Here is a 26,597-nt window from a genome sequence, read left to right as displayed (position 1 = left end):
CGGCAATCTCCCACCCGCAGGTTCAACCGGGATATCCTGACCATGAGCGATTTCGATCTCGTCCTCCGCGGCAATGTCGTGCTGTCCGACCGGATCATCGAGGACGGCTATGTCGCCGTCACCGCTGGCAAGATCGGCGCGGTCGGGGCGGGCGCGCCGCCATCGGCCCGCGAGACGCAGGACTTCCGCGGCCAATGGATCATTCCGGGCGTCATCGACGGGCAGGTCCATTCCGGCAGCCAGGCCAACCATGAAGGTATCGGCATGTGCTCGCGCGCCGCGGCTGCCGGCGGCGTCACCGTCATGGTCGACATGCCCTATGACGAGCCGGAGCCGGTCACCAGCGCCAAGCTCTTCAACGAGAAGGTCGCGGTGGTTGAGCGCGACGCCCATGTCGACGTCGCCCTCTACGCCACGATCATGATTGAGAACGGACTCCACGCGATCCCCGGGCTGGTCGAGGCCGGCGCCTGCGCCTTCAAGTTCTCGACCTTCGAGGCCAACGCGACCCGCTTCCCGCGCATCGGCGACGACACGATCTACGAGGCCTTCAAGCTGATCGCGCCGACCGGGTTGCTCTGCGGCGTGCACAACCAGGACCAGGAGATCACGCGCCGCAACATCGCCCGGCTGACCGAGGCCGGCGATACCGGGCAGGACGCCTTCCTGCGCGCCCACACGCCATTGGTCGAGAACCTCGCCACCGCCCGCATCTACGAGATCGGCGCCGAGACGGGCGCACGGGCGCATGCCGTGCACGTCTCGACCTCACGCGGCTTCGAGATCCGCAACCTCTACAAGCAGGCCGGCTACAAGGTGACGGCCGAGAGCTGCGTGCAGTATTTCATGCTCAATGCCGAGGAGCACGGGCCGCGTTTCGGCGCCAAGATCAAGCACTACCCGCCGATCCGGCCGAAGGCCGAGAGCGATCTGCTCTGGAGCCATCTTGCCGCCGGCCATTGCGACTTCATCTCCTCCGACCACGTTTCCTGGGGGCTGGAGAAGAAGGGCGACCCCAACATCTTCAAGAACACCTCGGGTGGGCCGGGCATCGAGACGCTACTGCCGGCACTCTGGACCGGTTGCGAGGAGCACGGCCTCTCGCCCACGATCGTGGTCAAGCAGCTCTGCGAGGGGCCAGCCAAGGCTTTCCTGCTCGCCGACAAGGGCCGGCTTGGAGCCGGTGCCGATGCCGACATCACCGTGCTGGAGCCGGGCCGCTTCATCCATGACCCGAGCAAGAGCCTGGCGGCGGTGAAGTGGAGCTCGATGGAGGGCCGCGAGTTCCGCGTCCGCGTCGCCGCGACCTATGTCCGCGGCCAACTCGCCTGGGACGGTGAGCAGATCCGCAACAAGGCCGGCGACGGCCGCTTCCTGCGGCCGGCAGTGTAACGGCCGTGTCGATCGATCAGGACCGACTCTGGCGGCGGATCGAGGCGCTCTCGCGGATCACCGATCCGGAGCGTCCGTGGACGCGTCGCTCGTTCACGACGCGCTTCCTCGAGGGGCGCGACTGGCTGGCAGCGGAGTTTCGTGGCGCCGGACTTGAGACGGAGCTCGACGCCGCCGGCAACCTGATCGGCCGGCTCGCGGGGGCCGACCCCAAGCTGAAGCCGATCCTGATCGGCTCGCATTCCGACACGGTACCATCCGGCGGCCGTTATGACGGCATCCTTGGCGTGCTCGCTGCGCTGGAGGTAGCCCAGAGCTTCAGCGAGCGCGGCGACCGGCTGCGCCACACGCTGGAGGTGGTCGACTTCCTGGCCGAGGAACCGAGCGAGTTCGGCCTGTCCTGCATCGGCAGCCGCGCGCTCGCCGGAGCGCTGAGCGAGACACATCTCGCCCTGACCCGGCCCGACGGCATGACGCTGCGCGAAGGCATCGCCTTCGTCGGCGGATTGCCGGAAAGGCTCGCGGCGGTGGCGCGCCCCGCCAGCAGCGTCGCGGCCTATGTCGAGGTCCACATCGAGCAGGGCCGCGTGCTGGAGAACGAGCGAATTCCGATTGGCATCGTGACTGATATCGTCGGCATTCGGCGCGAGCGCATCGTAGTCACGGGCCGCGCCGACCATGCTGGCGCGACGCCCATGCCGCTTCGGGCCGATGCGCTGGTTGGAGCGTCCAGGTTGATCGAAGCCGCCTACAAGCGGGCGCTCTCCACAGCGCGTGACAACCAGCCTTTGGTCGCGACCTTCGGGCGTATCGAGGTCAGCCCCAATGCCGCCAATGCCGTGCCCGGCGAGGCGATACTGACGCTCGAGGTCCGCTCCGGCAACGAGGCGGCGGTCAAGGCCTTCGGCGAGGCGCTGGTACGCGACCTGCGTCCCGCGCTGGAGGAACTGCGTCTCACCATCGCGTCCGAGCCGATCAGCCATGTCGCGCCGACCGCCTGCGCGCCGCAGGTGCGGGCGGCTATCGCCAATGCTGCCACCTCGCTCGGCCTCGCCACGCGCGACCTGCCGAGCGGCGCCGGCCATGACGGCGTTTTCGTAGCCCAGACCGGTCCGATCGGCATGATCTTCGTGCCTTGCCTCGACGGTCGCAGCCATGCGCCGGAGGAAGCGATCGAGCCGGAGCAGGCCGGCGATGGCGCCCGCGTGCTGGCCGAGACCGTCCGCCTGCTCGATGCGAGCCTGGGCTGATCGCGATGGATTGGGCAGCGGCAGACCTTGCGGAACGCGATCTCTACAAGCTCCTCGTCAACACGGTGCTGCCGCGCCCGATCGCGCTCGTCACCACGGTGAATGCCGAAGGGCGGGCCAATGCGGCCCCGTTCAGCTTCTTCAACGTCTTCAGCCATGCGCCGCCGCTGGTCGTGCTCGGCATCGAGGGGCGTGTCGGCGGGGCGCCACTGAAGGATACGATGCGCAACATCCGCGCCACCGGCTGCTTCGTCGTCAATCTCGTCGACCGGGCACTGGTCGAGGCGATGCAGGTCTGCACGATCGACTTCCCGGATGATGTCGACGAGATCGCGGCGGCCGGACTCGCGACTGCGCCCGGCGTCTCGATCGCGGCGCCGCGCCTTGCCGCGTCCCCCGTCCAGCTCGAATGCCGCGAGACCGTCTCGCTCTCGCTCGGCACGCGAAACCGCAATCTCGTCGTCGGCGAGATCGTCCACATCCACATCCGCGACGGCATCGTCGACGAGCGCCTGCATGTCGACATCGACAAGCTCGACCTCGTCGGGCGTCTGCATGGCGCCGACTGGTATGTCACGCTGCGCGACCGCTTCCACGCACCGCGACTGACGTTCGATGGCTGGCGCCGGCAGGCACAACCGGATTCCGAAGGAGAAGTGTCGTGAGCGGCACGATCTACGTCATCAATCCGAATTCGACCGAGCGCGTGACGAAAGGCATCGACGATGCCGTTGCGCCGCTGCGCATGGCGGGCGGTCCGGCGATCGACTGCTTGACGCTTGCGGAGGGGCCACCCGGAATTCAGTCGCAGCGCGACGTCGACGGGTTGATTCCGGCCCTGCTGAAGCGCGCCGCCGGGCTGGAGAACGAAGCCGCCGCCTTCGTCATCGCCTGCTTTTCCGACCCCGGTATGCATGCGCTGCGTGAGCAGAGCACACGGCCGGTGCTCGGTATCGCCGAAAGCGGTGTGCTGACGGCGCTGACGCTGGGCCAGCGCTTCGGCATCGTCGCGATGCTGCAGAACTCGATCCCGCGCCATCTGCGTTATCTCGGCGCCATGGGAGTGATGGGCCGTTTCGCCGGCGACCTGCCGGTCAATCTTACCATCGCGGAGATGGCCGACGATGAACTCACGCTCGGCCGCATGATCGCGGTCGGCCGAACCTTGCGCGATACGCACCATGCCGATGTGCTGGTCATGGGCTGCGCCGGCATGGCGCGCTTCCGCGAACCGCTGGAGCGCGAGCTCGGGATTCCCATCGTCGAGCCGACGCAGGCGGCGGTGACGCTCGCGATCGGGCGCGTGCAGCTGGGCTGGGGCGGCCGGCCGCTCGACGGAGGCTGAAGCATGGACGATCTCGTCGCGGAACTCGCCGGGCTTCTCGGCGAGGCGAATGTCCTCGTCTCGGCGCAGGACCAGGCCCTCTTCCTGAGCGATTGGCTCGGCAAGTATCACGGCAGCGCGCGAGCGGTCGTCAAGCCCGGTTCGACCGAGGAGGTCGCGGCGGTGATGCGGCTCTGCACGCGGCACGGCGTTCCGGTCGTGCCGCAGGGCGGCAACACCAGCATGTCCGGCGGCGCGACGCCCGACGGATCCGGCCGCGCGATCGTCCTATCGCTGACGCGGATGCACCGCATCCGCACGCTCGATGCGATCGGCAACACCATCACCGTCGACGCCGGGGCCGTTCTCGCGAAAGTGCAGGATGCCGCGCAGGAGGCCGGGCGCTTCTTCCCGCTCAGCCTCGGCGCCGAAGGCAGCTGCACGATCGGCGGCAACCTTGCCGCCAATGCCGGCGGCGTCGCCGTGCTGCGCTACGGCACGATGCGCGAGCTCACCCTCGGCCTCGAGGTCGTGCTGGCCGACGGACGCATCTGGGACGGGCTGACGGCGCTGCGGAAAGACAATACCGGCTATTGCCTGCGCGACCTCTTCATCGGCTCGGAAGGCACGCTCGGCGTCATCACGGGCGCCGTTCTCAAGCTCTTCGCCCAGCCGCATGCCCGCGCCACCGCCTTCGTCGCCGTTCCGGACGTGGCCGCGGCGCTGTCCTTGCTGGCTGCGGTCCGCGATCGTTGCGGCGACCGGCTGACCGCGTTCGAGTTCATGACCGGCGATTGCCTGGCGCTGATCCTGCGGCATGTCGGAGAGGCTCGCCTGCCGCTTGGGGAAATGCCGCCTGCTGTCGTCCTGATCGAACTCTCCGATCAGGACGACGAGCCCGGCCTGCATGATCGCCTTGAGGCTGTCTTGCTGGGCAGCACCGAAACCGGCCTCGTCCTCGACGCCGCGATCGCGCAGGACGGCACCCAGGCCAAGGCCTTCTGGCGCATTCGCGAAGGCGTGTCCGAGGCGCTGGTGCGCGAAGGCAAGGCTGCCAAGCACGACGTCTCGATGCCGGTCTCGGCCATGGCCGATTTCGTCGCTGCCGCAGACGCCGCCGTCTACGCCGCAGCTCCCGGCGTCCGGCCAATCGTCTTTGGCCATCTCGGCGATGGCAATCTTCACTACAATCTGCTGCCAATGCAGGGGCAGGATCCGGCCGCCTTCGCGGCGCTCACCCCGGCACTCACCCGCATCGTCCATGACGAGATGGACCGGCGACGCGGTTCGATCAGCGCCGAGCACGGTATCGGCCAGCTCCGCGTCGCCGAGATGCCGCTGCGCAAGGCGCCGCTCGATCTCGAATTGATGCGCTCGCTGAAGGATCTGCTCGATCCGGCGGGCCTGCTCAATCCGGGCAAGCTTTTGCCGGGCAAGTTTCTGCCCCGTTTCCGCCACCAACTGAGGACGATCATGGCTCTGCTCGATGAAACCGCGAAGGGTGTCTACGTCATCGCGGTGACGCCCTTCACCGAGGCTGGTGCGCTCGATCTGGAGAGCACCGATCGCATGGTCGATTTCTATCTGGAGAAGGGGGCGACCGGCCTCACCGTGCTCGGCATGATGGGCGAGGCGCCCAAGCTGACGGCCGAGGAATCCCGCATCTTCGTGCGCCGCGTGTTGGCGCGGGTGCAGGGCCGCGTGCCTGTCGTCGTCGGTGTCTCCGCCTCGGGGTTCGCTGCGATGCGCGAGCTCAGCAACAGCGTGATGGGCGATGGCGCCACTGGCGTCATGGTGGCGCCGCCGTCGAATTTGCGGACCGACGACCAGATCGTCTCCTATTACGCCATGGTCGCCGAGACGCTGGGACCGAAGGTGCCCTTCGTCCTGCAGGACTTCCCGCTGGTCACGCAGGTGCAGATGACCCCGGCCGTGATCCTCAAGATCGCCGCTGCTCATCCCGGCTGCGTCATGCTCAAGCACGAGGACTGGCCGGGCCTCGCCAAGATATCGGCCCTGCGCGCCGCCAGCGATCAGGGCGCGCGCCGGATCTCGATACTCGTCGGCAATGGTGGCATTTTCCTGCCTGAAGAGCTGTCGCGCGGCGCAGATGGCGCCATGACCGGCTTCGCTTACCCCGAGATGATGGTCGATGTCTGGAAGGCGCATGCGAGCGGCGACGTCGAGCGGGCGCATGACCTTTTCGACGCCTATCTGCCGCTTGCCCGCTACGAGCAGCAGCCGGGCCATGGCCTCGCGATCCGTAAGCACATCCTGGCCAAGCGGGGCGCGATTGCGTCTGGCACTCTGCGCAAGCCTGGCGGAACCTTGTCCAGGTCCGACATCGCCGATATCGAACGGCTCATCGCACGGCAGGAACGGCGCCTGAAGGAGATCGGCTGATGGATCTGGGACTTGTCGGAAAGCGCGCGCTCGTCCTGGGCGCAAGCCGCGGCCTAGGCGCCACGATCGCGCAGACACTCGCTGCTGAGGGGGCAAGCGTCATCGCCGCGGCCCGCGGCACCGATGTGACGGAAAGCTGGATCGCCGCGTTGCCCGCAGATCAGCGCGCGTGCGTCAGCGCCGTGAAGCTCGACCTCGCCGCTCTCAGCTCGGTCGATGCCCTTGCCGACCGCCTCGTAGCGGAAGGCGGCATCGACATCCTGATCGGCAATTCCGGCGGGCCGCCGCCGGGCGAGGCCCGCGACGCCAAGCGCGCCGACTGGCTCGTCCATTTCGAGGGCATGGCAGCCAATCTCTTTCATCTGGCGCAGCGCCTCCTGCCCGGCATGACGGAGCGCGGCTGGGGGCGGATCGTCACCATCGCCTCGTCCGGCGTCGAGCAGCCGATCCCGCGCCTGGCTCTCTCGAACGGCATCAGGGCCGCGGTCGTCGGCTGGTCGAAGACGCTGGCGTCCGAGGTCGCGAGCAGCGGCGTGACCGTCAACATCGTCCTGCCGGGCCGCATTCACACCGAGCGCGTCGACCAGCTCGACGATGCCGCCGCGGCCCGCACTGGCGGCACGCGGGACGCTGTCGCGCAGGCTTCGATGGCGGCGATCCCCGCGGGCCGTTATGGCAAGCCGCAGGAGTTCGCCGACGTGGTCGCCTTCCTCGCCAGCGAGCGGGCGAGCTATGTGACAGGGGCCAAGATCCGCATCGATGGAGGCGTGATTAGGGGCATCTGAGGTTGGATGCCGGACATGCCAAAAAGCGACGTTGCAAACGTCCGCTTTGCGCCACAACCGGACATTGGGCTCTTGCCCAAAACCGGTCATTTGTGGGCTGTGAAGCGAAGGTCGGCTTCAACGCTCGAATGTATCAATCTCGGCGAGGAAACCAACGAGCTCAGCCTGGCGGTGCATGACCTACTTCTGAAGTACCGACCGGATCTGCGATCTGACGGTCTCCACGGATACGCCGCATGTTCTGGCGATCTTGGCCGCGCTCTGTCCCGATGTCAGCAGGCGCGTGACGCGTGTCTCGCTGGCGTGAGATCGAAGAGAGCATTTCGGGATCGAGGTCGCCGCTTCGGCCGTCGCCGATGGTCTCCTAAATGGGATCCCCTTTCGCCATTGCCGCGTTAGCCGTCGTTCGAAGAGTTCAGCTCGTCGGGCGTGACTGCTTCATTGCCACCGATGCCCGCAGCCTGCCGCAGCGCGTTGTTGATACGATCCTGCCAGCCTGGTCCGCCACTCTGAAAATGGTCGAGCACACTGCGATCGATCCGGAGCGAAACGAGTTCTTTCGCTCCGGGAACGCTCGGCCGCTTGTCGGCAGGCGTCGGGGCTTTCGGCGCAGCGGGCTTGAACAATGCCTCGGCCTTGTCCCGGGCGCTGGTGGGCCTGCGAGTTCTGTCGCTGTTCATGGAGCCTCTGTGTCGTTGGTCGCCGTGTCGGCCGGTGTCGCTCTATCGAGCAAGCGTCTCGGTCAGGCCTTGGCCTTCACACGCCGTGGGCTCTTGGCAATTGCTGCCTTGCCTACAGCGGTTGCAGCCTTCCGACCAAGACCCATCGACTTGGCCAAGGCCGAGCGCGCTTCGGCATAGTTGGGTGCCACCATCGGATAATCGGAAGGCAGGCCCCATTTCGCTCGGTACTGATCAGGCGTCATATCGTACTTGCTGCCAAGATGGCGCTTCAGCGATTTGAACGCCTTGCCGTCCTCGAGGCAGATGATCGCATCCGGGGTAACCGACTTCCTGATCGAAACGGCGGGGACAAGCGGCTGGGCAGCAGGCGCGGCAGCTTCAACCCCCAAGCCAGCAAGTGCTGCGTGAGTCTTCGCGATAAGCTCGGGCAGATCGGCGCGGGTGACATTGTTATGTGCCACGTAGGCCGCAACGACCATCGCTGACAGCTCGATAAGCTGGTTGTTGTCTTCAGACATTCGTATTTGTGATCCCAGGAGATGATCGGAATGGACGGCGACGCAGACGTTGCCCTCGCCGAGGTTGAAGGTGAGCTAGCCGCTTCGCCGAGCGGCTCGCAATAATTTTCGGGGCTGCCTCTGAATATATCATACTGAGCTAGAAGCCTGCAGCCCGTCGATTTCTTCCAATCGCCCGCGGAATAAGTGGCACTCGTCGATGCCACAGGTATGCCCTGGACACTGCGTGAAGCGCTGACGAGAGGGTGAATAAGGCCGACTACGCATCGACATTGCCCAAAACCGGTGATTGGTGGGCTGTGGAGCGAAGGTCGCTAGCAATTCCGGCGAGGAACGCGAATACGCATCACGACAGCGACAGCCGGTCCCGGCGCTAAAGCAATTCCGAGCACAGGGCGCGCAGATGCTGCGGTCAGCCGCGCGAGGTCACGAGGTTCAGCGTCGTTTCCTGGAGGAAAGTCGGCACGAAGAAGTCGTCGACCAGACGCAATTGGCGGATCCTGACCAACGCGCTTACGAGCTCGACCAGGACAAGAGGTCGGGAACCCGGCCAGTAAAAAGGCGCGCGAGCGGCTGAGGTTTGGGCTCGGCCGAATCAGACGCCCCGCCTACCGCCCCTTCCCCCTCGGCCCCTTCATCTCCGGCGTCTTTGCCCTGTTCTCTAGGTCGAGCTTGCGCCAGCGTGCCAGACGCTCAGGGTCGATCACGCCCTTGGCGACTGCCTCCTGGACCGCGCAGCCGGGTTCGTGCTCATGGGTGCAGTCGCGGAAGCGGCAGAGCGGGCTTAGTTCCGTGATCTCAGCGAACAGCGTTTCGAGACCAGACGCCGCATCGCTGACATGGAGCGTGCGCATGCCCGGCGTATCAATCACCCAGCCGCCGCAGGCAATCGCATGCAGCGAGCGCGACGTCGTGGTGTGGCGCCCCTTAGCGTCGTGGGCGCGGATGTCGCCGGTCTGCTGCGGTTCGCCCTCGATGGTGCCGGCAAGCGCGTTCACAAGCGTCGATTTGCCGACGCCGGACGAACCGACCAGCGCGAGGGTGCGGCCTTCGCCACACCAGGACGCGAACGCAGCCGCCGCGTGAGAGCTGCGCGGATTAACGGTTGCAACAGCCAGCCCGCGCTGCAGGGCGGCGGCCTGGTCGAGATAGGGCTGAACGTCCGGCACAAGATCGGCCTTGGTCAGCAGGATGACGGGTTCGGCTCCGCTCTCATTGGCCAGCGCAAGATAGCGCTCCAGGCGCGCGACGTTGAAATCAGCATTGCAGGAGGTGACGATGAACAGCGTGTCGATATTGGCCCCGGCAAGCTGCGGCGTCATGCTGCCCTCGGTGCGCCGCGCCAACACCGTCGCGCGCTCCAGCCGGCGCCGTAGCAGATGTGTGCCGGGCTCCACCAGAACCCAATCACCCACCGTGAAGTCGCCTGTATTGGTACGGACCGGCAGCTTGAGCCTGATCGGCCCATCGGGCGTGATTGCGCTCATGCGGGTGCGGTGCACAGAGCCGATGCGCGCAGGCCGGAGGCAGGCGTCATCTGGTTCGCATTGATCTGCAAAGAAATCCGTCCAGCCCAGCGCCGCAAGTGACAGTGGTGCGGAGGCAGTGTCGCCTTGCGTCACAGTATCGCCCCACCGCTCGGCGTCCTCGTCATCGGCGACGATAGAGCGGGGTTTAGGCCGGCTTGCAAGCGCCGGAAGACGGAAAGTGAGCGTAGTCCGTGACGCCTATCGAGCGGATCGCGTCCGCTACGGCTGGCGTGTCTGCAGTAAGACATATGTCAGCCTGATGCAGCAGACTCTCAACCGGCGACATGCGCCTTCGCGGCATATTCGCTAAGCTGTGTCGCAATGGAAAAGGTGGTTCGACGGGCTGTAATCCGATTTAGCGCTCCAGAAAAGCTGGAGGCTGCGCTGCGCCAAGAGCGGACATTGGCTCCATCCCGAGAAGCGGGCTTTCGCGCTCGCGTGGGATGCACTGTGCTCCATGCTCTTGGCCGGCCGAAATGGGTAGGTGCACTGTCCGATGAGGAGCCTGTGAGGCGTTGCGGCGCCGTGAAACCGTTCCACCACATGCTCAAGAGACCAAGAGTCAGCGCCCGTACAGAGCCGGATGTACGCGGACGATGAGCTAATTGTGAAGCTAGGGTGCCGCCGCAGCTAACCGTTCCAAGCACCTGTCCTGACGCAGTCTGACAGGGCATGCGATGAATGATGCTCGGCTGGAAACCCGTGCATCCGGCCGGGGCTGACGATGGGCTCGGATGTAATAATGAATTACCTTATGAGTAATCAGGGATTCCACCGAGGAGTGCTATCATCTTGGGGGATGAGCAAGAATTAGAATTAATTTTCTCTGATTTGTTTCAATAACCCGGGTTTGACGGCTCTTAGGAGGTCATGGTGAATAGCCTTGTTCGTCGCCAAACTTTGCATGAAGAATTATCCGCCGAAATACGTCAGATGATTCTGTCGTCCGAACTTATCCCCGGTGACAAGGTCTTCGAGCCCGAGCTGTGCGAACGCTTCCAGGTGTCCCGCACGCCGCTGCGCGAGGCGCTCAAGGTCCTGGCGGCGGAAGGACTTGTCCAGCTGCTGCCGAACCGCGGCGCGCGCATTGCCTTGATCACGCGTGACGAGGCGATGCAGATATTTCCCATCATTGGCGGCCTGGAAGCTCTCGCCGGCGAACTGGCCTGCCAGGAATTGGAAGACCGCGAGATCGCGCGGATCCAGGAGCTGCACGACGTCATGGTCGGCCACTACCGGCGCCAGGAGGACGAGGCCTACATCACCCTCAACCGCACGATCCATGAGGCTTTCATCGACGGTGCCCGCAACCCGCGGCTCGCCGATGTCTACCGGCGCGAGCATGGCCGGCTTTCGACGCTACGCTACTTCGCTCCTAAATCGCCGAGCCAGTGGGACGTGGCGGTGGAGGAGCACGAGCAGATGATGTCGGCTCTGCATCGGCGCGACGGGCGGCGCTTCGCGCAGATCGCGCGCGACCATATGCGCCACAAGGCTGACGTGGTCCTGCAGACGATCGACGCTTTGCAATTGCGCAGCCGCGCCGCTTAGTCGGGGGTGTTTTCAGGATCCGTCCTGCGGACCGCCGCGAAACACGCGAACCTTCGCTGCCGCATCCGCCGGGGTTGCCGCTGCGCCGCCGGCAGCAGCCGTGTCGCGTCCACCCTTGAGCTGGCTCAACGCTTCCCGCACCAGATTGCGATAGGCTGGAGGGCCGGACACCGAGATCACGCCGCGCGCGCCGCCGGAGCGCAGGGGAAAGCGGGAGTCGGCGAAGCCGAGACGTCGCAGCATCTGGTCGAGCTGCGCGGGGCTGGTGCCGTCGAGGGCCAGGAGTTCGGTCTGGAGCGTCGACTGCCCATCGACATGCAGGGACGTGCCGTCGAAATACCAGATCAGGCCGTGAGCCTGCGCCAAACGTTCAAGGAACGCCCTGGCGTCACCACTCGCCGGCATGGCGCGCAACCGCCCTTTCACCTCCGCGCCCAGTTTGACGGGGATGCGCAGATTGCGCCCGAACTCGAGCAGGGCGTTCCGTAGATCCTGATCGATCGCGACATAGTGGTAGGGCTTATGCTGCCAGTCGCCGTCTGCTGCCTGCAGCGGCACGTCGCTCATCACAAGCCACAACAGCCCTGATCCGACCAGCTGCGTGACCCGGGCGCCAGTTTTTCGACGGAGGATGGTTACCACCAGAGGCGCTCCTGACCCTGTCGATGGGCTATGAGATTTATCGCTCTGCAGGCATTGGTGTCAAAGAATTCCGAACTGGCTAAGTCAGTATATGTCTGTTTCGAAATATTGAATAATGAATTCATAATAAGTGAATTCATGTGAATATTCAAACTAAATCATGATCGTGGCGTATTCACTCGCATATTTGCCGATGAGGCTTGTATGTAGAAGCGGAATAGCCTTGTATTGCCTCGAATGTGCTGACTCGGAATCGAGCCGCTTCGCGGCCTTCCCGCCGCGCAGCCGCTTCGGGAGCAAACCATGACTACGGCATCATTGGCGCCGCAGCCGGGACGAGAGCTGGCTTCGATCCTGGCGCGGGACGTAGGACTGCTTATTGAAGGGGGGCTTCACCAGGGCGCGCGGCTGAAGCTTGATTCCGGCAGCTATCGGGTCGGTTCGGCTGCGGACTGCGACATCATCCTGCACGATGATGGAGTCGCCACCCAGCATGCCGTCCTGCGCATAGTCGATGGCGAGCTGAGGCTGGAGGCCGTCGGCGGCGCCATAGCGCTCGATCCGGAGCGCCGGCGCATCCTGCCCGCCGGTAGCGGCGTCAAGCCGACTTTGCCGGCGACGGTCTGGATCGGCCAGGCGCGGCTGAAGTTGACCGGCGGCGCCATGGCGAAGGGCAAGGGCGGCCGGATGGCGACGATCGCCGTGTCGGGTGTCGTTGCCGTGGCGGGCCTCATCGCCGCCTACGCGATGGCGTCGCGCCCATCCGCCGCTCCGTTGCTTGCCGCGGATGGCAGCGCCGCGGCGACTACGATCACCCGCGCTGCCGGGGATCAGGTTCCAGCCGCCGCCGAGGGGCTGCGCCGCACGCTTGCCGCCGCCGGCCTGTCCGGCATCGCCGTAACCGCGTCGGGGGAGCGCGTGCTGGCGAGCGGCGCCATCGAGTCGGGGCAGGCGCAGGCCTGGGCCACCGTCCAGCAGACCTTTGACGCAGCGCATGGCGGCAGGATTCAGTTGGGGTCCGAGGTCCGGGTGGCGCAGCGGGAGGATGGACCGAAGGTCGCTTTGCAGGCGGTCTGGCTCGGCGAGCATCCTTATGTGCTGACCGCCGACGGCGGCAGGCACCATGAGGGCGCCTTCCTCGACAATGGCTGGACGATCCGCTCGATCAGCAAGGATGGCGTCACCTTCGTTCGCGGCGAGCGCAACTTCACGCTGACCTTCTAGGAGCGGCGGGAGACGAGCATGGATGTCAAGAAGGCAGGATGGCAGCGGCTCGATGACGTTCTCGCGAGTCTGCGCGGCGCGAGCCCGGAGGCAGCGACCCGCGCCCAGCTCAAGGAGTTCGAGGCGCTGTTGCGGGCGCGCCAGCGACGCCAGCAGCGCGCCGGCGGTCCGACGCTGACCGAGGATCTCGCCGAGCTGGTGATGCCGCAGATCGCCGATCCGGAGATCTTCCAGAGCGCGCAATACACCGCGATCCTCGATGAGCTCGTCACCGACGTCCTGCCCGAGATCGAGGAGGACGTCGAGGTTCGCGAGCTCGTCGCCGTCCTGCTGACGGAGGAACTCGACCGGCATCGGTCTTTGCAGCGACGGTTGCGGGAGCGCGAGCGTTGACGACCAAGCTCGAAGCCAAGGTCCAGCTTCTGCACGCGCTCGGCTATCTCTATTGCCGGCACGGCCAGGTGAAGCGGGCCCTGGTGCTGCTGCTGCTCGCCGGCCGCCTCGCTCCGCGCGACGAAGGCCTGCTCCGGACCTTGGCCTATGCCTTCATCTGCGACGGGGCCGGGCAGAGCGCGCTGCGCGTGCTCGATCATCTCGGCACGCTCGGCAGCGGCGACCGAAAGATCGAGCTGCTGCGCAGCCGGGCCCTCTGGCTCGCTGGCAAGGAGGCGGAGGCGCGCGAATCCTTCCGTGCCTTTACCGAGGATCGGGCGGCCCATGTCGATGCGGGCTGAGCTCCAGCGCATCCTGCTGATGCTGTCGCGTCGGAGCGATCTCATTCTGGCGCTGATCGTCATCGTCGCAGTGCTGATGATGATCATCCCGCTGCCGCCGCTGGCGATCGACATGCTGATCGCGATGAATATCGCGGCGAGCGTGCTGATCACCCTCGTTGCCTTCTATGTCACGCGACCCGTCGAGCTCTCGGCGCTGCCGGCGATCATCCTGCTCGCGACCCTGTTCCGGTTGACGCTGACGATCAGCACGACAAGGCTGATCCTGCTCGATGGCGACGCCGGCGAAGTGGTCGCGACCTTCGGCAGCTTCGTGATCGGTGGCAATGTCGCGGTCGGATTGGTGATCTTCCTGGTGATCACGATCTCGCAGTTCGTGGTCATCACCAAGGGCGCCGAACGCGTCGCCGAGGTCGCGGCACGCTTCAGCCTCGACGCGCTGCCCGGCAAGCAGATGGCGATCGACAACGACCTGCGCAACGGCGACATCGAGCAGGAGGAGGCCCGTCGCCGCCGTCGCGATCTGGAGCGGGAGAGCCAGCTCTACGGCGCGATGGACGGCGCCATGAAGTTCGTGAAGGGCGATGCGATCGCCGGGCTCGTCATCGTGCTCGTTGCCCTGATCGGCGGTCTCACCATCGGCACGTTCCAGCGCGGCATGTCGTTCGGCGATGCCGCTGCGCTCTATTCGGTGCTTACTGTCGGTGACGGCCTCGTCGCCCAGATTCCGGCGCTGCTGATCTCGGTCGCGTCCGGCATGGTGGTGACGCGCGTCGCGTCCGAGACGCAGCGCGACATCGGCACGGAGATCGGGCTGCAGCTGATGCGCGAGCCGCGCGCGCTCGCGCTTGCCGCGCTTGTTGTCGCCAGCCTCGGCTTCGTGCCGGGCTTCCCGACGCTGGTCTTCCTCGTGCTGGCGCTGGGCTTGGCCGCCGGCGCCGTGCTGCGCTCGCGTCGGCCCTCTTCCGGGAGCCAGGTCGCAGGGTTCGTGGAGGCGCAAAATCTCGACCCGGCCGGGATTGCGGAGCCGGCACCCGCTGCGGCGCCGGCGCGTGCGCGCTACCGGGTCGCGGTGCTACTGGGGCCGGAGTTGGAAAGGGCGATCCCCGCCGACCTGTTCCGCGAGCAGGTTGAGCGCATTCGCGGCGAGATGCAGGCCGAACTTGGCGTCGTTGCGCCGCTGCTCGAGCGCCGCGGCGACAGGAAGCTCGGCGATAGCCAGTTCCGCCTGGATTTCGAGGGAGTTCCGATCGCCCAAGGCGAGATTCCAGCGGACAGTCTGCTGCTGCAGGACGAGCGGGCGCACCTTTCCATGCTTGCCATTCCGTTCCGTGAAGGTCCGCCGCTGCTCGGCCGTGGCCCCTCGTCCTGGATCGAGGTCACTCATGCCCGGGCGCTCAATCAGGCGGGCATCGGCTTCCTCGATCCGGCCGGGGCGCTGTCCGCCCGGATCGTTGCGGCTCTGCGGCGCCATGCTCACTATTTCATCGGCATCCAGGAGACGCGCGATCTGCTGCAGCTGGTCGAAGCGGATTATCCCGACCTTGTCGCCGAGGCCGGAGCTGGCGTCAGCCTGCAGCGCACGGCCGATATCCTGCGCCGTCTGGTCGAGGAAGGCGTGGTCATCGCCAATCTGCGCCTGATCCTCGAAGCGCTGGTCGAGTGGGGCGGGCGTGAATCCGACCCGGCCCAGCTTGCCGACTATGCCCGCATCGCGTTGCGCCGCCAGCTCTGCCATCGCCATGCCGACGCCAACCGCGTCATTCCGGGCTACGTGCTCGATCCCGAAGCGGAAGCCGTATTGCGCGCCGGGCTGCGCGATATCGGCGGCAATCGCATCCTGCATCTTTCGGAAGATACCGCGACGGCTCTGGTCGGGCAGTTGCGCCAGGCCATGACGGGGCTCGATGACGTCCATCCGGTGGTCTTCACCGCGATCGAGCTGCGCCGCCACCTGCGCGAGCTCCTGATGCGCCACGATCTCGATCTGCCGGTGATGGCCTTCCCCGAGCTAGCGCCCGAATTCTTCATCCAGCCGCTGGCTTCGCTCACGCTCGGCGCGGGCAAGCCCGCAGGCCCGCCGCCCCCGCAGGCGACCCGCCTCGCCGTGCCGGCCGCCAACCCCCTTTCCTGACGCAAAGACCGCAGACGAGGACAGGCAGAGTGCAACCACGCATGATCCGCAATGGCAGCCTCGCAATGCGCCTCGGCCCATTTTTCTGCCTGAGTGCACTCGCGGTTGTACCTTGGCCGGGGGCGATCTCACCGAGCCCTGCGGTCGCGAACGAGGTCTCCCCGCTCTCGAATTCGCGCCCGATCGAACTGCCGACAGGCCAAGGGCGCATCATCCGGTTCGACCAGCCGGTCGAATCCGTCATGCTGGCCGACCCAACGGTCGCCAATGTGCAGGTGGTGGCGCCCGACGTGGTCTATGTCTACGGGCTCAAGAGCGGCTCGACCAACCTGATCGCACTCGACGAGCAGAAGCGGATGAAGGGCGCGATCCGGCTCGAAGTGCTGACGCCGGCACGCTCGGCCAACCAGGCGAAGCGTGTCCTGCAGCCGACTTCGACGATCGACCTCCAGTTCTTCGGCGAACGGCTGGTCATGCGGGGGGCGGCCCGCTCGGTCGACGAGGCGATCGATGTCGCCAATGTCGCGCGGACCTATTCGCCGCCCGACCAGCCGCCGCTCAACAATGCGACGATTCCCTCCTCGCACCAGGTCAACATCCGCGTGCGCTTCGCCGAAATGTCGCGCAAGGACCTGACCGCTTTCGGCATCAACTGGAAGGTGATGGTCGATACCGGCAACTTCTCCTTCGGCGTCGGCAGTTCCGGCGGCAACCTCGCCAGCGGCGGGCGGGGTCTCGGTCTGAATTTCAGCAATAACCGCGTCAATGTCGATGCGCTGGTCGAGGCGATGCAGCAGAATGGGCTGCTGACGATCCTCGCCGAGCCGAATCTGACCGCGACGACCGGCCAGACCGCGAGTTTCCTCGCCGGCGGTGAAGTCCCGGTGCCCGTGCCGCAGGATCGCGACCGCATCACTGCCGACTACAAGCCCTTCGGCGTCTCGCTGTCGTTCACTCCGACTCTGCTTCAGAACAACCGCATCGGGCTCAGGGTCCGGCCCGAGGTGAGCGCCATCTCGATGGCGGGCGCAGTCCGGGTCAGCGGCTTCGAGCTGCCGGCCTTCACCGTCCGGCGGGCCGACACCAATGTCGAGCTGGCCAGCGGCCAGACCTTCGCGATCGCCGGCCTGTTCCAGCGCAATCTCTCCCAGGAGGTCGACAAATTTCCGTTCCTCGGCGACGTGCCGATCCTCGGCACCCTCTTCACCTCGACGCGCTATCGCCGCGACGAGACCGAGCTCGTGATCCTGATCACCGCCCATCTGGTGAAACCGTCGAGCGATCGTCTGTCGGCGACGCCGCTGGATCGTCCGGCGCCGGTCGCGCGCCGGCAACCGGCGGCGACGGCTGTGCCGGTGGAGAAAGGCCCGAAGGCTCCGGCCGGCGCCGGCCTGATCTTCAAGTGAGATGCGGGAAGCGATCATGACAACGGTTCGGACCCGTCGATTTCTCACTCTCGCCATGGCCGCGCTCGTCGCGGGCTGCGCCAACCCGCCGCCCGACGTGTCGGCCAACTACCAGGTTCTTTACCTGCCCGCGGAGGCAGCAGGCGCACGGCCGACCGCCATCGTCGCGCCCGAGGCCTGCCTGCAGCCCGATCCGACGCGTTATCCCTTCGATATTGACCCGCATTTGCCGCCTGGCTGCGCCAATGCCTACAACCTGGAGCGCATGGTCGAGCGCAAGGCCGATCTATTCCAGGGGCGCAAGCCGGGCCCGGCGGCGGCGGCTCCAGTCACAAGGGCGGCGCGGCGCTATCTCGACGGCGACGAAAATCCGCTCGGCGGCGCCTTCGACCGCGACGGACGCCGCAACACGAATCGCGCGCCGGCGCAGGTGACGACGGAGCAGAAGTGAGAGCGGCCGGCCAGCGCGGCTCAGCCGGCGAGGATCGTGCCGACGATCTTCGCCCGGGCCCGCGCATCACCGGCGGCTTCCAGCGTGCGCAGGCGGCGCAGGAAGGCCGGCCGCTCCGTAGCGGGCACATTGGTTTCGACGAGGCTCTGTGCCTCGGCGCCCGCGCCGGACAGCGCGAGCACCAGTGCGAGGGTACGCCGGTGCGTCGCCTTGGCGCTTTCCGAGCGCGCCACGCCGCGAATCCGATTGATCGCCTGCTCCTTGCGACCGGCGAGCGCCTCGGCCAAAGCGAGGTTAGCCGCGATGTCGAGGTCGTCCGCGGCGCGGCTATGCGACTTCTCGAAGGCGGCGACGGCCTCGGGTGCCTTGCCGGCGAGCGTCAGGGCGATTCCAAGCCGATTATAGCCGGCGGCGCTGTCGACGATGGGCGCGGCCTTCGCAAGCGATGCGAGCGCAGCATCGATCTCGCCGCGCCTGAGTGCCGCCGAACCGAGCCCGAGCTGCGCTGGGCCATTGTTCGGTTCGCGCTCCAGCGCCAGGCGGAAGGCGCGCTCGGCACCGACGCCATCGCCGCTGCGCAGATAGGCTTCGCCGAGTTGCACCGCCGCGGCGGCATCGCCGGTCGCCGCTGCACTCTCGTAGACGGCGAGCGCGGTCGCCATCTCGCCGCTGTCCTCCAGTGTCGATGCGAGGACATGCGCGCCACGCGGCTGCACCTGCGGCTTGTCCATGTCGCTCGCCGCCTGCTGCGTCAGCGTGCACGCCGGCAGCCAGGCGACGAGAAGGAGCGAGGCCAGGCGGCTGGGTCTGGTCATCATGGTGAAGCGCTCCGTGACACGAGGGTGCGGATGGATGCCGGGGTGCTCGGGCGATGAGCGAGCCCTCCGAGGAGAAAGCGCTTCCGGCGAGCGAGAAGAAGCTGCGCGAGGCGCGGCGCAAGGGTCAGGTGCCGCAGAGCCGCGACCTGATCATCGGCTTCACCTTCATCGCCGCATTTATCTACCTGGTCTTGATCAAGGACCGACTGCTGCTGCAGCTCGACGAACTCGTCGGCCTGGTGATCAATCCGGAGAGCGAGGCTTTCGCCATCGTCCTGGAGCGGGCCTTGCGCCATGCCGGCAGCATGCTGCTGCAACTGACGGCGCCGCTGGTCGCCGCAACGGTCGCGACCGCGGCGCTGACTGCGATGGTCGGCAGCTTTGGGCCGGTCTTCTCCTTCGAGATCATCAAGCCGAAATTCGAGCATGTGAATCCGGCGAAGGGCCTGAAGCGGCTGGTCTCGCTGAAGAGCGTCAGCGAGTTCCTCAAGAGCCTGGTCAAGATCGTGGTGCTCGGGGCGGCTTTCATCCTGATCCTCGGCAGCCAGCTGCAGCCGCTTCTGGAGACGCCGGTCTGCGGCGAGCGTTGCGCCGGCAGCGCGATCACCGTCCTGCTGCTGCCGCTCTTTCTGATCGTGGTGCTGGCCTATGTCGTGGTCGGCCTCGCCGATATCCTGCTGCAGCGCTTCATCTTCCTGCGCGAGATGCGCATGACGCGCTCCGAGATGAAGCGCGAGACCAAGGACACCGAGGGCGATCCGCAGATCCGCAGTGCCAGGCGCCAGCATTATCGGCTGATCGGGCGCTCGAGCGGTGTCGGTCTCGCCCGCGCGACCATGGTGATCGCCTATCGCGGCGATGTGGTGGGGGTGCGCTATCAACGCGGCGAGACACCTGTGCCGATTGTCGTCTGCAAGGCGGCCGGGGATCCGGGCGCAGCCCTGCTGCTGGATGCGCGTGGCCGCGGCATCCCGGTGGTGCTCGACGAGCTGGCGCAAGCGCTGCACAAGCGTCACGCGCAGGGCGATCCGGTCAGGCAGGACCTGTTCCAGTCGGTCGCCGATGCGCTGGTCAAGGCAGGGGTGCTCTAGCAAGCTGCCTGTCATGGCTGGCGCGGCGCCAGCTGGCGCAGGAATGGCTCGGCGTCGAAGAGCCGGCTGATGTCCTGGCGCATATATTCGAGCATGAAGGCCGAATAGATCAACAACATCACTGAGAAGACCAGGCTCTTGGCCGAGAGCGAGAGCTCGAAAATGTTCAGCTGCGGCGCGGTGCGGGCGAGCAGCGCCATGGCGAGATCGGTGAAGAGCAGCGCGAACACGATCGGTGCGGCGAGGCGGAGCGCGAAGCGCATGACCTCGTCGAGCAGCTTCAGCAGCAATTCGCCTGCGCCTGGATCGAAGACCGGCTCGAGGCTGGCCACTGGCCAGATCCGGTAGCTGGCATAGAGACCCTTGACCAGGAGGTCGAACCCGCCGGCCGCGAAGAACAACATCAGCAGGCTGATGGCGAAGAAGGTCGCGGTGATGCTCGATTCGGCGATGGCGGACGGATCGAGCAGGGCGGCGGCGGTCGATCCGCGCTGCAGGTCGAGCAGATCGCCGGCGAGTTCGGCCGCCCAGATCGGCACGCCGAAGACCAGGCCGATGACGATGCCGAGCACCAGCTCCTTGAGCAGGATCGCGGTGACGAGCGCCGGCGAGAGCGGCTGGCCGTTCTGCAGTGTCTCGGTGAGTACGGGGGTGAGTGGCAGGGTCAGCGCCAGCGCGACCCCGCCGCGGATGATGCCGGCGAGGCCGAGCCGGGTAAACGCCGGCGTCACCAGGATCGCGCCGGTGATCCGGGTCACGGCGAGCGCCGTCGCGACCATGAAAGGCAGGACCAGCTGGAGCAGGAGATCGCCGGACATCGCTTCTTCTCAGCGCGTGAGGGCGGGAAAGTCCTCGAACAGGGCGAGTGCCTGGTCGTAGATCTGCAGCGAGAGCAGCGGGCCGATCAGCAGGAGCAGCAGCAGGAGCACGACGATCAGCTTGATCGCCTGCGGCAGCGACTGGTCCTGGATCTGCGTCAACGCCTGGAGCAGGCCGACGCCGAAGCCGATCAGCACCGCGGCCAGGAGCGCCGGCCCCGAGACGACCAGCACGGTCATCAGCGCCGCGTTGATCTTGGTCAGGATTAGGTCGTTGGTCACGACCGCTCGTCCAAATGGCGGGCCAGGTCCATCGCGCTTCAGCCATAGCTCAGGATCAGGCCGTGCATCAGCTTGGTCCAGCCGTCGATGCTGACGAAGAGCAGCAGCTTGAGCGGGATCGAGATCAGCGTCGGCGATACCATCATCATGCCCATCGCCATCAGCACGTTGGCGACGATGAAATCGATGACCAGGAACGGCAGGTAGAGCAGGAAGCCGATCTGGAAAGCGCGGGTCAGCTCCGAGCTGACGAAAGCTGGAACCAGCACGATTAGGTCGTCCGCCTTCAGCGCCGCGGCAGCATTCTCCGGCCAGACGCGAACGGCGGCGGTGCGGAAGAATTCGCGCTCGCGCTCATGCGTGAAGCGGGAGAGATGGTCGCGCAGCGGCTGGCGGACCGCGTCGGCCGCTTCGGTCAGCCCCTGCACTGAGTTGAGATCGAGCTGGCGCGCCGAGACCCGCCCGTAAAGGTCGGCCATCAGCGGCGCTGTGACATAAACGGTCAGCACTAGAGCGATCGCATGCAGCACCAGATTCGGCGGCGACTGCTGGATGCCGAGGGCGTTGCGGATCAGGAAGAGGACCACCGAGATCTTGAGGAAGGCGGTCATTGTCACGACGCCGAGCGGGATCAGCCCGATCAGCGCGACGAAGGCGATGATTCCAACGAGGTTGGGATTGAGATCAGGCATCGAACAGCCGGGTGATGCGAACGCCCAGCGCTTCGCCGATCCGGACCGGTTCGCCCTGGCCGATGCGGCGGCCGTTGACGATGAGGGAGAGCGGCTCACCGGGCGGCGTCGCGAGCGCAACCACGCTGCCGGCACCAAGGCCGGCGAGTTCCTTCAGCGACATCTCGCTGCGGCCGAACTCGAAGATGACGCGGACGGGCAGGTCGTCGAGCGCCGCGGCATCCTCGGGGGCCGCCGCGTCGTCATCGAGATCGTCCATGAGCCACTCCCATCGTGATGATCGCGCCGGAACCGGTGCGGCGTGCAGGCGGGCCGCGCCATTGCCGATCTTGACCGGAGCGACCAGGTTTCGGCCGGCCAGAAGACAGGCCTCTCCGGCGGGCAGATGCTTGTCGAACAGCAGCACGTCGCCCGGCCTGGCGCGCCCGAGCTCACCGAGCGTGAGCCGGACCTCCGCGTGGCGCAGGCTGAGCGGGACAGGAATCGGAGCAAGCCATTCGGGTCGCTCTGCCGACGCGGGCAGCAGGGCGAAGAGTCGCGAAAGGAGCGCGGCCGGGCCGGCGATCTCGCCGATTTCCTTCGATGCGTTGGCGAGCGTGACGGCCACCGGAAACCGCGGCCCGGCACTGCCGGACGGTGCCCGCAGTTCGACGCTCTCGCCGAGGCGTGCTTCCAACTCGGCTAGCGCCTCGGCAAAGGCCGCTTCGATCAGGAGCGCCTTGCGCCCCGGATCGAGCGCCGTTGCGTCGACATGCGCGCCGAAGCCGTCCAGGGCGGCCGTAACCAGCCGAGGCGGCAGGAGCAGCACGGCCTCCTCGCCGCCGACAGCCAGCGAGACCGCCAGGCAATCGCTCTCCGCTGCCCGCGCGGCGGGAGCGGCTGCGCTGAGCTCGATCGGGCGGCCGCCGAGCTGCAATCGCAGCCGCCAGCGCGAGCCGTGGAAGCGGTTTATCGGTGCGAGGTTGTGTCCTGGCACGGAAGGATAGACCAAGGGACGCTCGTCCCCGTGCCCGGGCATGGGGCGGCTCGCCAAGGGAGCGCCCGCCTTCATGGCGTGGCCCGTCCGCGCCCGGCAGTCTCGCCCTGCGCGGCATCGAGGCGCGCCTCGCGCCACCGCCGCTCCCGTTTTGCCTGTTCTTCATGGGCCTGTTCGAGCCGCAACCGGTCGTGCCGGCGGGCGCGATGCGCGGTCCGGGCTGCGGTGAGTTCGCTCTGCCGCAGGGCGAGCGTCTCGGCGGCAGCGGCAGTGGCGGCCTCGAGATTGAGGCGCATCGCGTCGGCGATCATCGTTTCGTGCCGAATCTGCTCCAGACCGGCCAAAGAGAACGACTGTCCCATCAAACCGCGGTGGCGCGAGCGCTGCAGCGCCAGCGTTTCCTGATCATGGCTTGCAAGGGTTGCCGCGGCCTGTTCCGCCGCTGTTCCGGCGCTGACCGCCGCAGCCTGCCTCCGAGCCGCGAGCTCGCCGGCGCGCAGCTCGCGGCGTCGGCGGATCGCGAGCAGGGTCTTGAGTTCGGCGAGGCCGGTCACGCCAGCACCTCCCGCATCCGCTCTCGCGTCCTTTCGAGCGACTCCTGCTCCCCCGACGGCTGGCGCAGAAAGGCGCGGATCTTGTCGATCCGCGCCAATGCGGCGTCGGCCAGCTTGTCCGAGCCCGCTTCGTACTCGCCGACGCGCACCAGCAGCTCGACTTCGGCATGGCGCGCCAACAGTTCGCGTATCCGCTGCGCATCGTCGAGTTGCTGCTGCGGCGCGACGATGCTCATCAGCCGCGAGCGGCTCTTGAGGATATCGATCGCCGGGAAATGGTTCTGCTGCGCCAGCTCGTTCGACAGCACGATATGTCCGTCGAGCAGTGCCATCACCTCCTCGGCGACCGGGTCGATCTCCGCCTCACCCTCGGTCAGCACGGTGTAGATGCCGGTGATCGAACCGCCTTGCCCCGGCCCAGCCCGCTCGAGCAGCCTCGGAAGCGCCGCGAAAAGCGACGGCGGGAAGCCGCGCCGGGTGGGCGGCTCGCCCGCGGCCAGGCCGATCTCACGCTGGGCTCGGGCAAACCGGGTGATGCTGTCCATCAGCAGCAGCACATGACGGCCGGTGTCCCGGAAATATTCGGCGATGGTCGTCGCGACATGAGCCGCCTTTACCCGTTCGAGCGCCGGGCGGTCGGAGGTGGCGACGATCGCGACGGTACGCGCCCGCGCCGCCGGAGACAGGCGCCGCTCCAGAGTCTCCCGGACCTCGCGGCCGCGCTCACCGACCAATGCCAGCACGATCACATCCGCTTCCGTCCCGGCGACGATGTCGGCCAGGAGCGAAGACTTGCCGGCACCGGCGGGGCCAAAGATGCCGAGGCGCTGGCCGCGCGCGCAGCCGAGCAACCCGTCGATGGCACGCAATCCGAGCTGGAGCGGAGCCTCGATCAGGTCACGCGCAAGAGGGGGCGGGGGCGGGGCATGGACAGGACGGAAACCGGTTATGGCGCCGCGCGGCCAGTCTGCGCCGTCCAGTGCCATCCCGGTCGCGTCGATCGCGCGGCCGAGCAGGCCCGGCCCGACAGGCGCGAGCAGGGCTTCGCCGGTCGGCACGACCTCGGTTTCAGCCGAAAGACCGGCGAGGTCGCCGATTGGCGTCAGGATCGCGTAGCTGTCCTGGAGGCCGACGACCTCGGCCAGGGCGACGCTTCCCCCGGCGGGATCGCGCAGCTCGCAAATCTCCCCGAGCCGGACATCGCGCAGGCTGGCATGGATGGTGACGCCCAGCGCCCGCTGGACCTTGCCTTTCGGCGGCCGTGGCCGCCCTCGTTGCAGGCCGTCGCGCAGCGCTGCGAGGGCCTCGTCGAGGCGTGCGGGGCCGGTTGCCTGCGCTAGTGTCATACCGGCATCGTCCGGCGCGACAGGCCGCGGCGTAGCGCCTCGATCTGGCTATCGATGCCGGCATCGACGGTGGTGACGTCGCTCGTCAGCACGCAGCCGTCGCGCGCCATTCCGGGATCGCTGCTGACTTCGAGAGCGATCTCGATGCCGCCAGCCCGCACGGCCTCCTGCAATGTCTCGTTCACGGCCTCGACATGGTCAGGGTGCACGCGGACGGTCAGCGTGCGGCTGCGGCGGAAGGCCGACAGGGCCTTCAGCGCCACCATGGCCACGATGTCTCGGCGGTCGAACTGGTCGATGACATCGCGCACGACCGCGAAGGCAATATCCGCCAGCTCGCCAGAGAGGCCGGCGAAGTATGCGTCGACATCCGCTATCGCCCGGCCAATCCGCTCGGCCGCTTCGGCCTCGCCGCGCTCTCGCCCGGCCGCCATCGCCTGCGCCAGCACCTGGTTCCCCTCGTCCCTGGTCGCGGCTTCGATCGCACTCGCCTTCTCGCGCGCGGCGGCGAGGAAAGCGAAGCCATCGTTCCAGGCGTCGGCCTGCTCGGCAGGGATGAGACCTCGCGGTGGCCGCGAGGGCAGATCGGCCATCGCGGTCATGGTGCGTCGGCGCGATGCGCCGCCTCGATGATGGGCCTGCCGAGCTTCGGTGTGACGGTGGCCAGCGGCAGCATTTCGCCGGGCATCTGCAAGCGCAGGCGCGCGCCGATCTCGTCCGGCAGCGTGGCTGCCCAGGCAAGAAGGCAGCTCCAGCCCGCCCGCTCGATCTGCTCGACCAGTTCCGCAACTGCCAGTGGCGTGTCGACCGGTCCGGCGAGGTCGCGTTTCGTCATGGCGCGGGCGAATATACCGGGCCCGAGCGCCTTTTCGAGCGCGCGTACCTCGTTCGCGAGCACGATGCGGGACAGCGCGCCGGAGAAATAGATCGCGCCGGCCAGTCGCACCAACCCGTGCAACAAGGGCGGGGTCAGCAGCAGGATGCCGCGGTCGGAATCGGGCACTGCATCCGGACCGAGCCCCGCCGAGAGACCGTTCCGGGCACAGAGCAATTCAGAAAGCCGGTTCTCGAGCCGCGGCAAGGCGAGGAGCCTGCGGCAGGCCTCCGGCGTGATCGCATCGTCGAAGGCGGCCGCCAGCCGCTCGGGTGCAACGTAGCCGGCCGGGCTTGCGGCGAAGCGACGCCAGGTGACGGCCGCATCGTCGGAGCGCGCTGGCACGCCGCTCATCGCTCGCCCGTTCTCTCGGAGAGCGGATAATAGCGACGGCGGCGGAGGAGCAGTGCCCCGCCGGCGATCACGGCGCAGCCGGCAGCGGCTCCGGCGATGGCCGGCCAGGGCAAGTTGGCCTGCGACAAGGTGGTCGCTCCGGCGGGCGCAGCCTGCAGCATCGCGGCATTGCGCTCGGCCGGCACCACCACGACCGAGACGCGATCATAGCTCAATCCCGCGACGCCATTGGCGATCAGCATCTTGATCGAAGCGAGCTTGTCGTCGATCCCGATCTTGGGATCGTGCCGGATGAAGACCGAGGCGGAGGACGGCACCAGATTCTGCCGCAGCGGGTCGTTCTCGGGCAGGACGAGATGAACGCGGGCCGTCAGCACGCCGTCGATCGCGGCGACGGTGCGCGACAGTTCCTGGCTCAGCGCAAAGATCATCCGCGCCCGATCCTGTACCGGCGAGGAGACGAGGCCGTCCTTCTTGAAGACGTCGCCGAGGGTCTGGAATTCCTGTCGCGGGAGCCCGCTGCGGCCGAGGATCGTCACGGCGTCGGCGAAGCGTGCCTCCTCTACCGTCACGGTCAGCTTCCCGCCCTTCTGCACGTTGCGCCCGGCCGGAATGCCGTTCTGCAGCAGGATCGCCACCATCTCGTTGGCCTGGGGCTCGTCGAGATTCGTGTAGAGATCGACCTTGCAGCCGGCCAGCAGCGCAGCGCAGCAAAGCAGAGCCAGAATACGACTGCGACGGGCCTTCGCCATGGCAGGCACCGGGC

General features: G+C 66.9%; 28 protein-coding genes. 14 read left to right on the top strand and 14 right to left on the bottom strand.

Annotated elements, in window-relative coordinates; genetic code table 11:
• The first annotated feature begins 42 nt into the window (after positions 1–42).
• The 6 genes from ACSQ3M_RS00890 to ACSQ3M_RS00865 are packed head-to-tail and all read left to right on the top strand — an operon-like array spanning position 43 to position 7,154.
• Positions 43–1,392: a dihydroorotase gene (locus tag ACSQ3M_RS00890; RefSeq protein ID WP_436148203.1), complete on the top strand. Its 1,350-nt coding sequence runs from the start codon at positions 43–45 to the stop codon at positions 1,390–1,392.
• A 5-nt stretch (positions 1,393–1,397) separates the two neighbouring features.
• On the top strand, positions 1,398–2,642 hold the full coding sequence (locus tag ACSQ3M_RS00885; RefSeq protein ID WP_436148202.1) for a Zn-dependent hydrolase: 1,245 nt from the start codon (positions 1,398–1,400) through the stop codon (positions 2,640–2,642).
• Positions 2,642–3,307 carry a flavin reductase family protein gene (locus ACSQ3M_RS00880; RefSeq protein WP_436149266.1) on the top strand — a complete coding sequence of 222 codons (666 nt, stop codon included), beginning with the start codon at positions 2,642–2,644 and terminating at the stop codon, positions 3,305–3,307. The genes ACSQ3M_RS00885 and ACSQ3M_RS00880 overlap by 1 nt, the downstream gene beginning before the upstream one ends.
• Positions 3,304–3,987, top strand: coding sequence for an aspartate/glutamate racemase family protein (locus ACSQ3M_RS00875; RefSeq protein WP_436148201.1), 684 nt, complete (start codon positions 3,304–3,306; stop codon positions 3,985–3,987). The genes ACSQ3M_RS00880 and ACSQ3M_RS00875 overlap by 4 nt, the downstream gene beginning before the upstream one ends.
• 3 nt (positions 3,988–3,990) lie before the next feature.
• A complete protein-coding gene (locus ACSQ3M_RS00870; RefSeq protein WP_436148200.1) occupies positions 3,991–6,369 on the top strand; it encodes a dihydrodipicolinate synthase family protein in 2,379 nt (792 codons plus the stop codon).
• Positions 6,369–7,154 (top strand): SDR family oxidoreductase, encoded by a 786-nt coding sequence (locus ACSQ3M_RS00865; protein ID WP_436148199.1) that lies wholly within the window; start codon positions 6,369–6,371, stop codon positions 7,152–7,154. The genes ACSQ3M_RS00870 and ACSQ3M_RS00865 overlap by 1 nt, the downstream gene beginning before the upstream one ends.
• A gap of 395 nt (positions 7,155–7,549) precedes the next feature.
• Here ACSQ3M_RS00865 and ACSQ3M_RS00860 read toward each other — a convergent pair whose 3' ends face one another.
• The 3 genes from ACSQ3M_RS00860 to rsgA all read right to left on the bottom strand — a co-directional run bounded on the left by ACSQ3M_RS00860 (position 7,550) and on the right by rsgA (position 9,977).
• Positions 7,550–7,834 (bottom strand): BrnA antitoxin family protein, encoded by a 285-nt coding sequence (locus ACSQ3M_RS00860; RefSeq protein ID WP_436148198.1) that lies wholly within the window; start codon positions 7,832–7,834, stop codon positions 7,550–7,552.
• 62 nt (positions 7,835–7,896) lie between these two features.
• On the bottom strand, positions 7,897–8,355 hold the full coding sequence (locus ACSQ3M_RS00855) for a MucR family transcriptional regulator (protein WP_436148197.1): 459 nt from the start codon (positions 8,353–8,355) through the stop codon (positions 7,897–7,899).
• Between the two features lie 608 nt (positions 8,356–8,963).
• Entirely contained in the window at positions 8,964–9,977 is a 1,014-nt protein-coding gene (gene rsgA / locus ACSQ3M_RS00850; protein ID WP_436148196.1) for a ribosome small subunit-dependent GTPase A, read from the bottom strand.
• Positions 9,978–10,754: 777 nt separating this feature from the next.
• On the opposite strand from rsgA, the gene ACSQ3M_RS00845 reads away from it, so the two are divergent.
• Positions 10,755–11,435: a GntR family transcriptional regulator gene (locus ACSQ3M_RS00845; protein WP_436148195.1), complete on the top strand. Its 681-nt coding sequence runs from the start codon at positions 10,755–10,757 to the stop codon at positions 11,433–11,435.
• Between the two features lie 12 nt (positions 11,436–11,447).
• Here the strand turns inward: ACSQ3M_RS00845 and ACSQ3M_RS00840 are convergent, their stop codons facing one another.
• Positions 11,448–12,077, bottom strand: coding sequence for a type III secretion protein (locus ACSQ3M_RS00840; protein ID WP_436148194.1), 630 nt, complete (start codon positions 12,075–12,077; stop codon positions 11,448–11,450).
• A 303-nt stretch (positions 12,078–12,380) separates the two neighbouring features.
• Here ACSQ3M_RS00840 and ACSQ3M_RS00835 point away from each other — a divergent pair, with 303 nt between their 5' ends.
• Genes ACSQ3M_RS00835 through ACSQ3M_RS00810 form a run of 6 tightly spaced genes read left to right on the top strand, consistent with a single transcriptional unit; the run spans position 12,381 to position 18,026 of the window.
• A complete protein-coding gene (locus ACSQ3M_RS00835) occupies positions 12,381–13,301 on the top strand; it encodes a SctD/MshK family protein (RefSeq protein WP_436148193.1) in 921 nt (306 codons plus the stop codon).
• Between the two features lie 18 nt (positions 13,302–13,319).
• Entirely contained in the window at positions 13,320–13,694 is a 375-nt protein-coding gene (locus ACSQ3M_RS00830) for a hypothetical protein (RefSeq protein WP_436148192.1), read from the top strand.
• Positions 13,691–14,035 carry a hypothetical protein gene (locus tag ACSQ3M_RS00825; RefSeq protein WP_436148191.1) on the top strand — a complete coding sequence of 115 codons (345 nt, stop codon included), beginning with the start codon at positions 13,691–13,693 and terminating at the stop codon, positions 14,033–14,035. The genes ACSQ3M_RS00830 and ACSQ3M_RS00825 overlap by 4 nt, the downstream gene beginning before the upstream one ends.
• Complete coding sequence (sctV, locus tag ACSQ3M_RS00820; protein WP_436148190.1) at positions 14,019–16,169, top strand: type III secretion system export apparatus subunit SctV; 2,151 nt, start codon at positions 14,019–14,021, stop codon at positions 16,167–16,169. Before ACSQ3M_RS00825 ends, sctV begins: the two co-directional genes overlap by 17 nt.
• 29 nt (positions 16,170–16,198) lie before the next feature.
• Complete coding sequence (locus ACSQ3M_RS00815) at positions 16,199–17,575, top strand: type II and III secretion system protein family protein (protein WP_436148189.1); 1,377 nt, start codon at positions 16,199–16,201, stop codon at positions 17,573–17,575.
• Position 17,576: 1 nt separating this feature from the next.
• Positions 17,577–18,026 (top strand): hypothetical protein, encoded by a 450-nt coding sequence (locus tag ACSQ3M_RS00810; RefSeq protein WP_436148188.1) that lies wholly within the window; start codon positions 17,577–17,579, stop codon positions 18,024–18,026.
• Positions 18,027–18,046: 20 nt separating this feature from the next.
• Here the strand turns inward: ACSQ3M_RS00810 and ACSQ3M_RS00805 are convergent, their stop codons facing one another.
• Entirely contained in the window at positions 18,047–18,844 is a 798-nt protein-coding gene (locus ACSQ3M_RS00805; protein ID WP_436148187.1) for a tetratricopeptide repeat protein, read from the bottom strand.
• 53 nt (positions 18,845–18,897) lie between these two features.
• On the opposite strand from ACSQ3M_RS00805, the gene ACSQ3M_RS00800 reads away from it, so the two are divergent.
• Complete coding sequence (locus ACSQ3M_RS00800) at positions 18,898–19,935, top strand: EscU/YscU/HrcU family type III secretion system export apparatus switch protein (RefSeq protein ID WP_436148186.1); 1,038 nt, start codon at positions 18,898–18,900, stop codon at positions 19,933–19,935.
• Positions 19,936–19,946: 11 nt separating this feature from the next.
• On the opposite strand, the gene sctT is transcribed toward ACSQ3M_RS00800, so the two are convergent.
• The 9 genes from sctT to sctJ are packed head-to-tail and all read right to left on the bottom strand — an operon-like array spanning position 19,947 to position 26,583.
• Positions 19,947–20,753, bottom strand: a complete 807-nt coding sequence (gene sctT / locus ACSQ3M_RS00795) for a type III secretion system export apparatus subunit SctT (RefSeq protein ID WP_436148185.1) — start codon at positions 20,751–20,753, stop codon at positions 19,947–19,949.
• Positions 20,754–20,762: 9 nt separating this feature from the next.
• Positions 20,763–21,035, bottom strand: a complete 273-nt coding sequence (locus ACSQ3M_RS00790; RefSeq protein WP_436148184.1) for an EscS/YscS/HrcS family type III secretion system export apparatus protein — start codon at positions 21,033–21,035, stop codon at positions 20,763–20,765.
• 38 nt (positions 21,036–21,073) lie between these two features.
• Positions 21,074–21,727: a type III secretion system export apparatus subunit SctR gene (gene sctR, locus ACSQ3M_RS00785; protein ID WP_436148183.1), complete on the bottom strand. Its 654-nt coding sequence runs from the start codon at positions 21,725–21,727 to the stop codon at positions 21,074–21,076.
• Complete coding sequence (gene sctQ / locus ACSQ3M_RS00780) at positions 21,720–22,745, bottom strand: type III secretion system cytoplasmic ring protein SctQ (RefSeq protein WP_436148182.1); 1,026 nt, start codon at positions 22,743–22,745, stop codon at positions 21,720–21,722. The genes sctR and sctQ overlap by 8 nt, the downstream gene beginning before the upstream one ends.
• Positions 22,746–22,774: 29 nt before the next feature.
• A complete protein-coding gene (locus ACSQ3M_RS00775) occupies positions 22,775–23,257 on the bottom strand; it encodes a hypothetical protein (protein WP_436148181.1) in 483 nt (160 codons plus the stop codon).
• Entirely contained in the window at positions 23,254–24,603 is a 1,350-nt protein-coding gene (locus ACSQ3M_RS00770; protein WP_436148180.1) for a FliI/YscN family ATPase, read from the bottom strand. The genes ACSQ3M_RS00775 and ACSQ3M_RS00770 overlap by 4 nt, the downstream gene beginning before the upstream one ends.
• Positions 24,600–25,205, bottom strand: a complete 606-nt coding sequence (gene sctL, locus ACSQ3M_RS00765; protein WP_436148179.1) for a type III secretion system stator protein SctL — start codon at positions 25,203–25,205, stop codon at positions 24,600–24,602. The genes ACSQ3M_RS00770 and sctL overlap by 4 nt, the downstream gene beginning before the upstream one ends.
• Positions 25,202–25,831: a hypothetical protein gene (locus ACSQ3M_RS00760; RefSeq protein ID WP_436148178.1), complete on the bottom strand. Its 630-nt coding sequence runs from the start codon at positions 25,829–25,831 to the stop codon at positions 25,202–25,204. Before ACSQ3M_RS00760 ends, sctL begins: the two co-directional genes overlap by 4 nt.
• Positions 25,828–26,583: a type III secretion system inner membrane ring lipoprotein SctJ gene (sctJ, locus tag ACSQ3M_RS00755; protein WP_436148177.1), complete on the bottom strand. Its 756-nt coding sequence runs from the start codon at positions 26,581–26,583 to the stop codon at positions 25,828–25,830. Before sctJ ends, ACSQ3M_RS00760 begins: the two co-directional genes overlap by 4 nt.
• Positions 26,584–26,597 lie beyond the last annotated feature (14 nt).

The sequence above is a fragment of the Allobosea sp. LjRoot90 genome, assembly GCF_964254315.1.
In the GTDB taxonomy this organism is placed as follows: Bacteria; Pseudomonadota; Alphaproteobacteria; order Rhizobiales; family Beijerinckiaceae; genus Allobosea.
The sequence above is the reverse complement of the archived record's forward strand: the minus strand, read 5'-3'. Positions and strand labels throughout refer to the sequence as shown.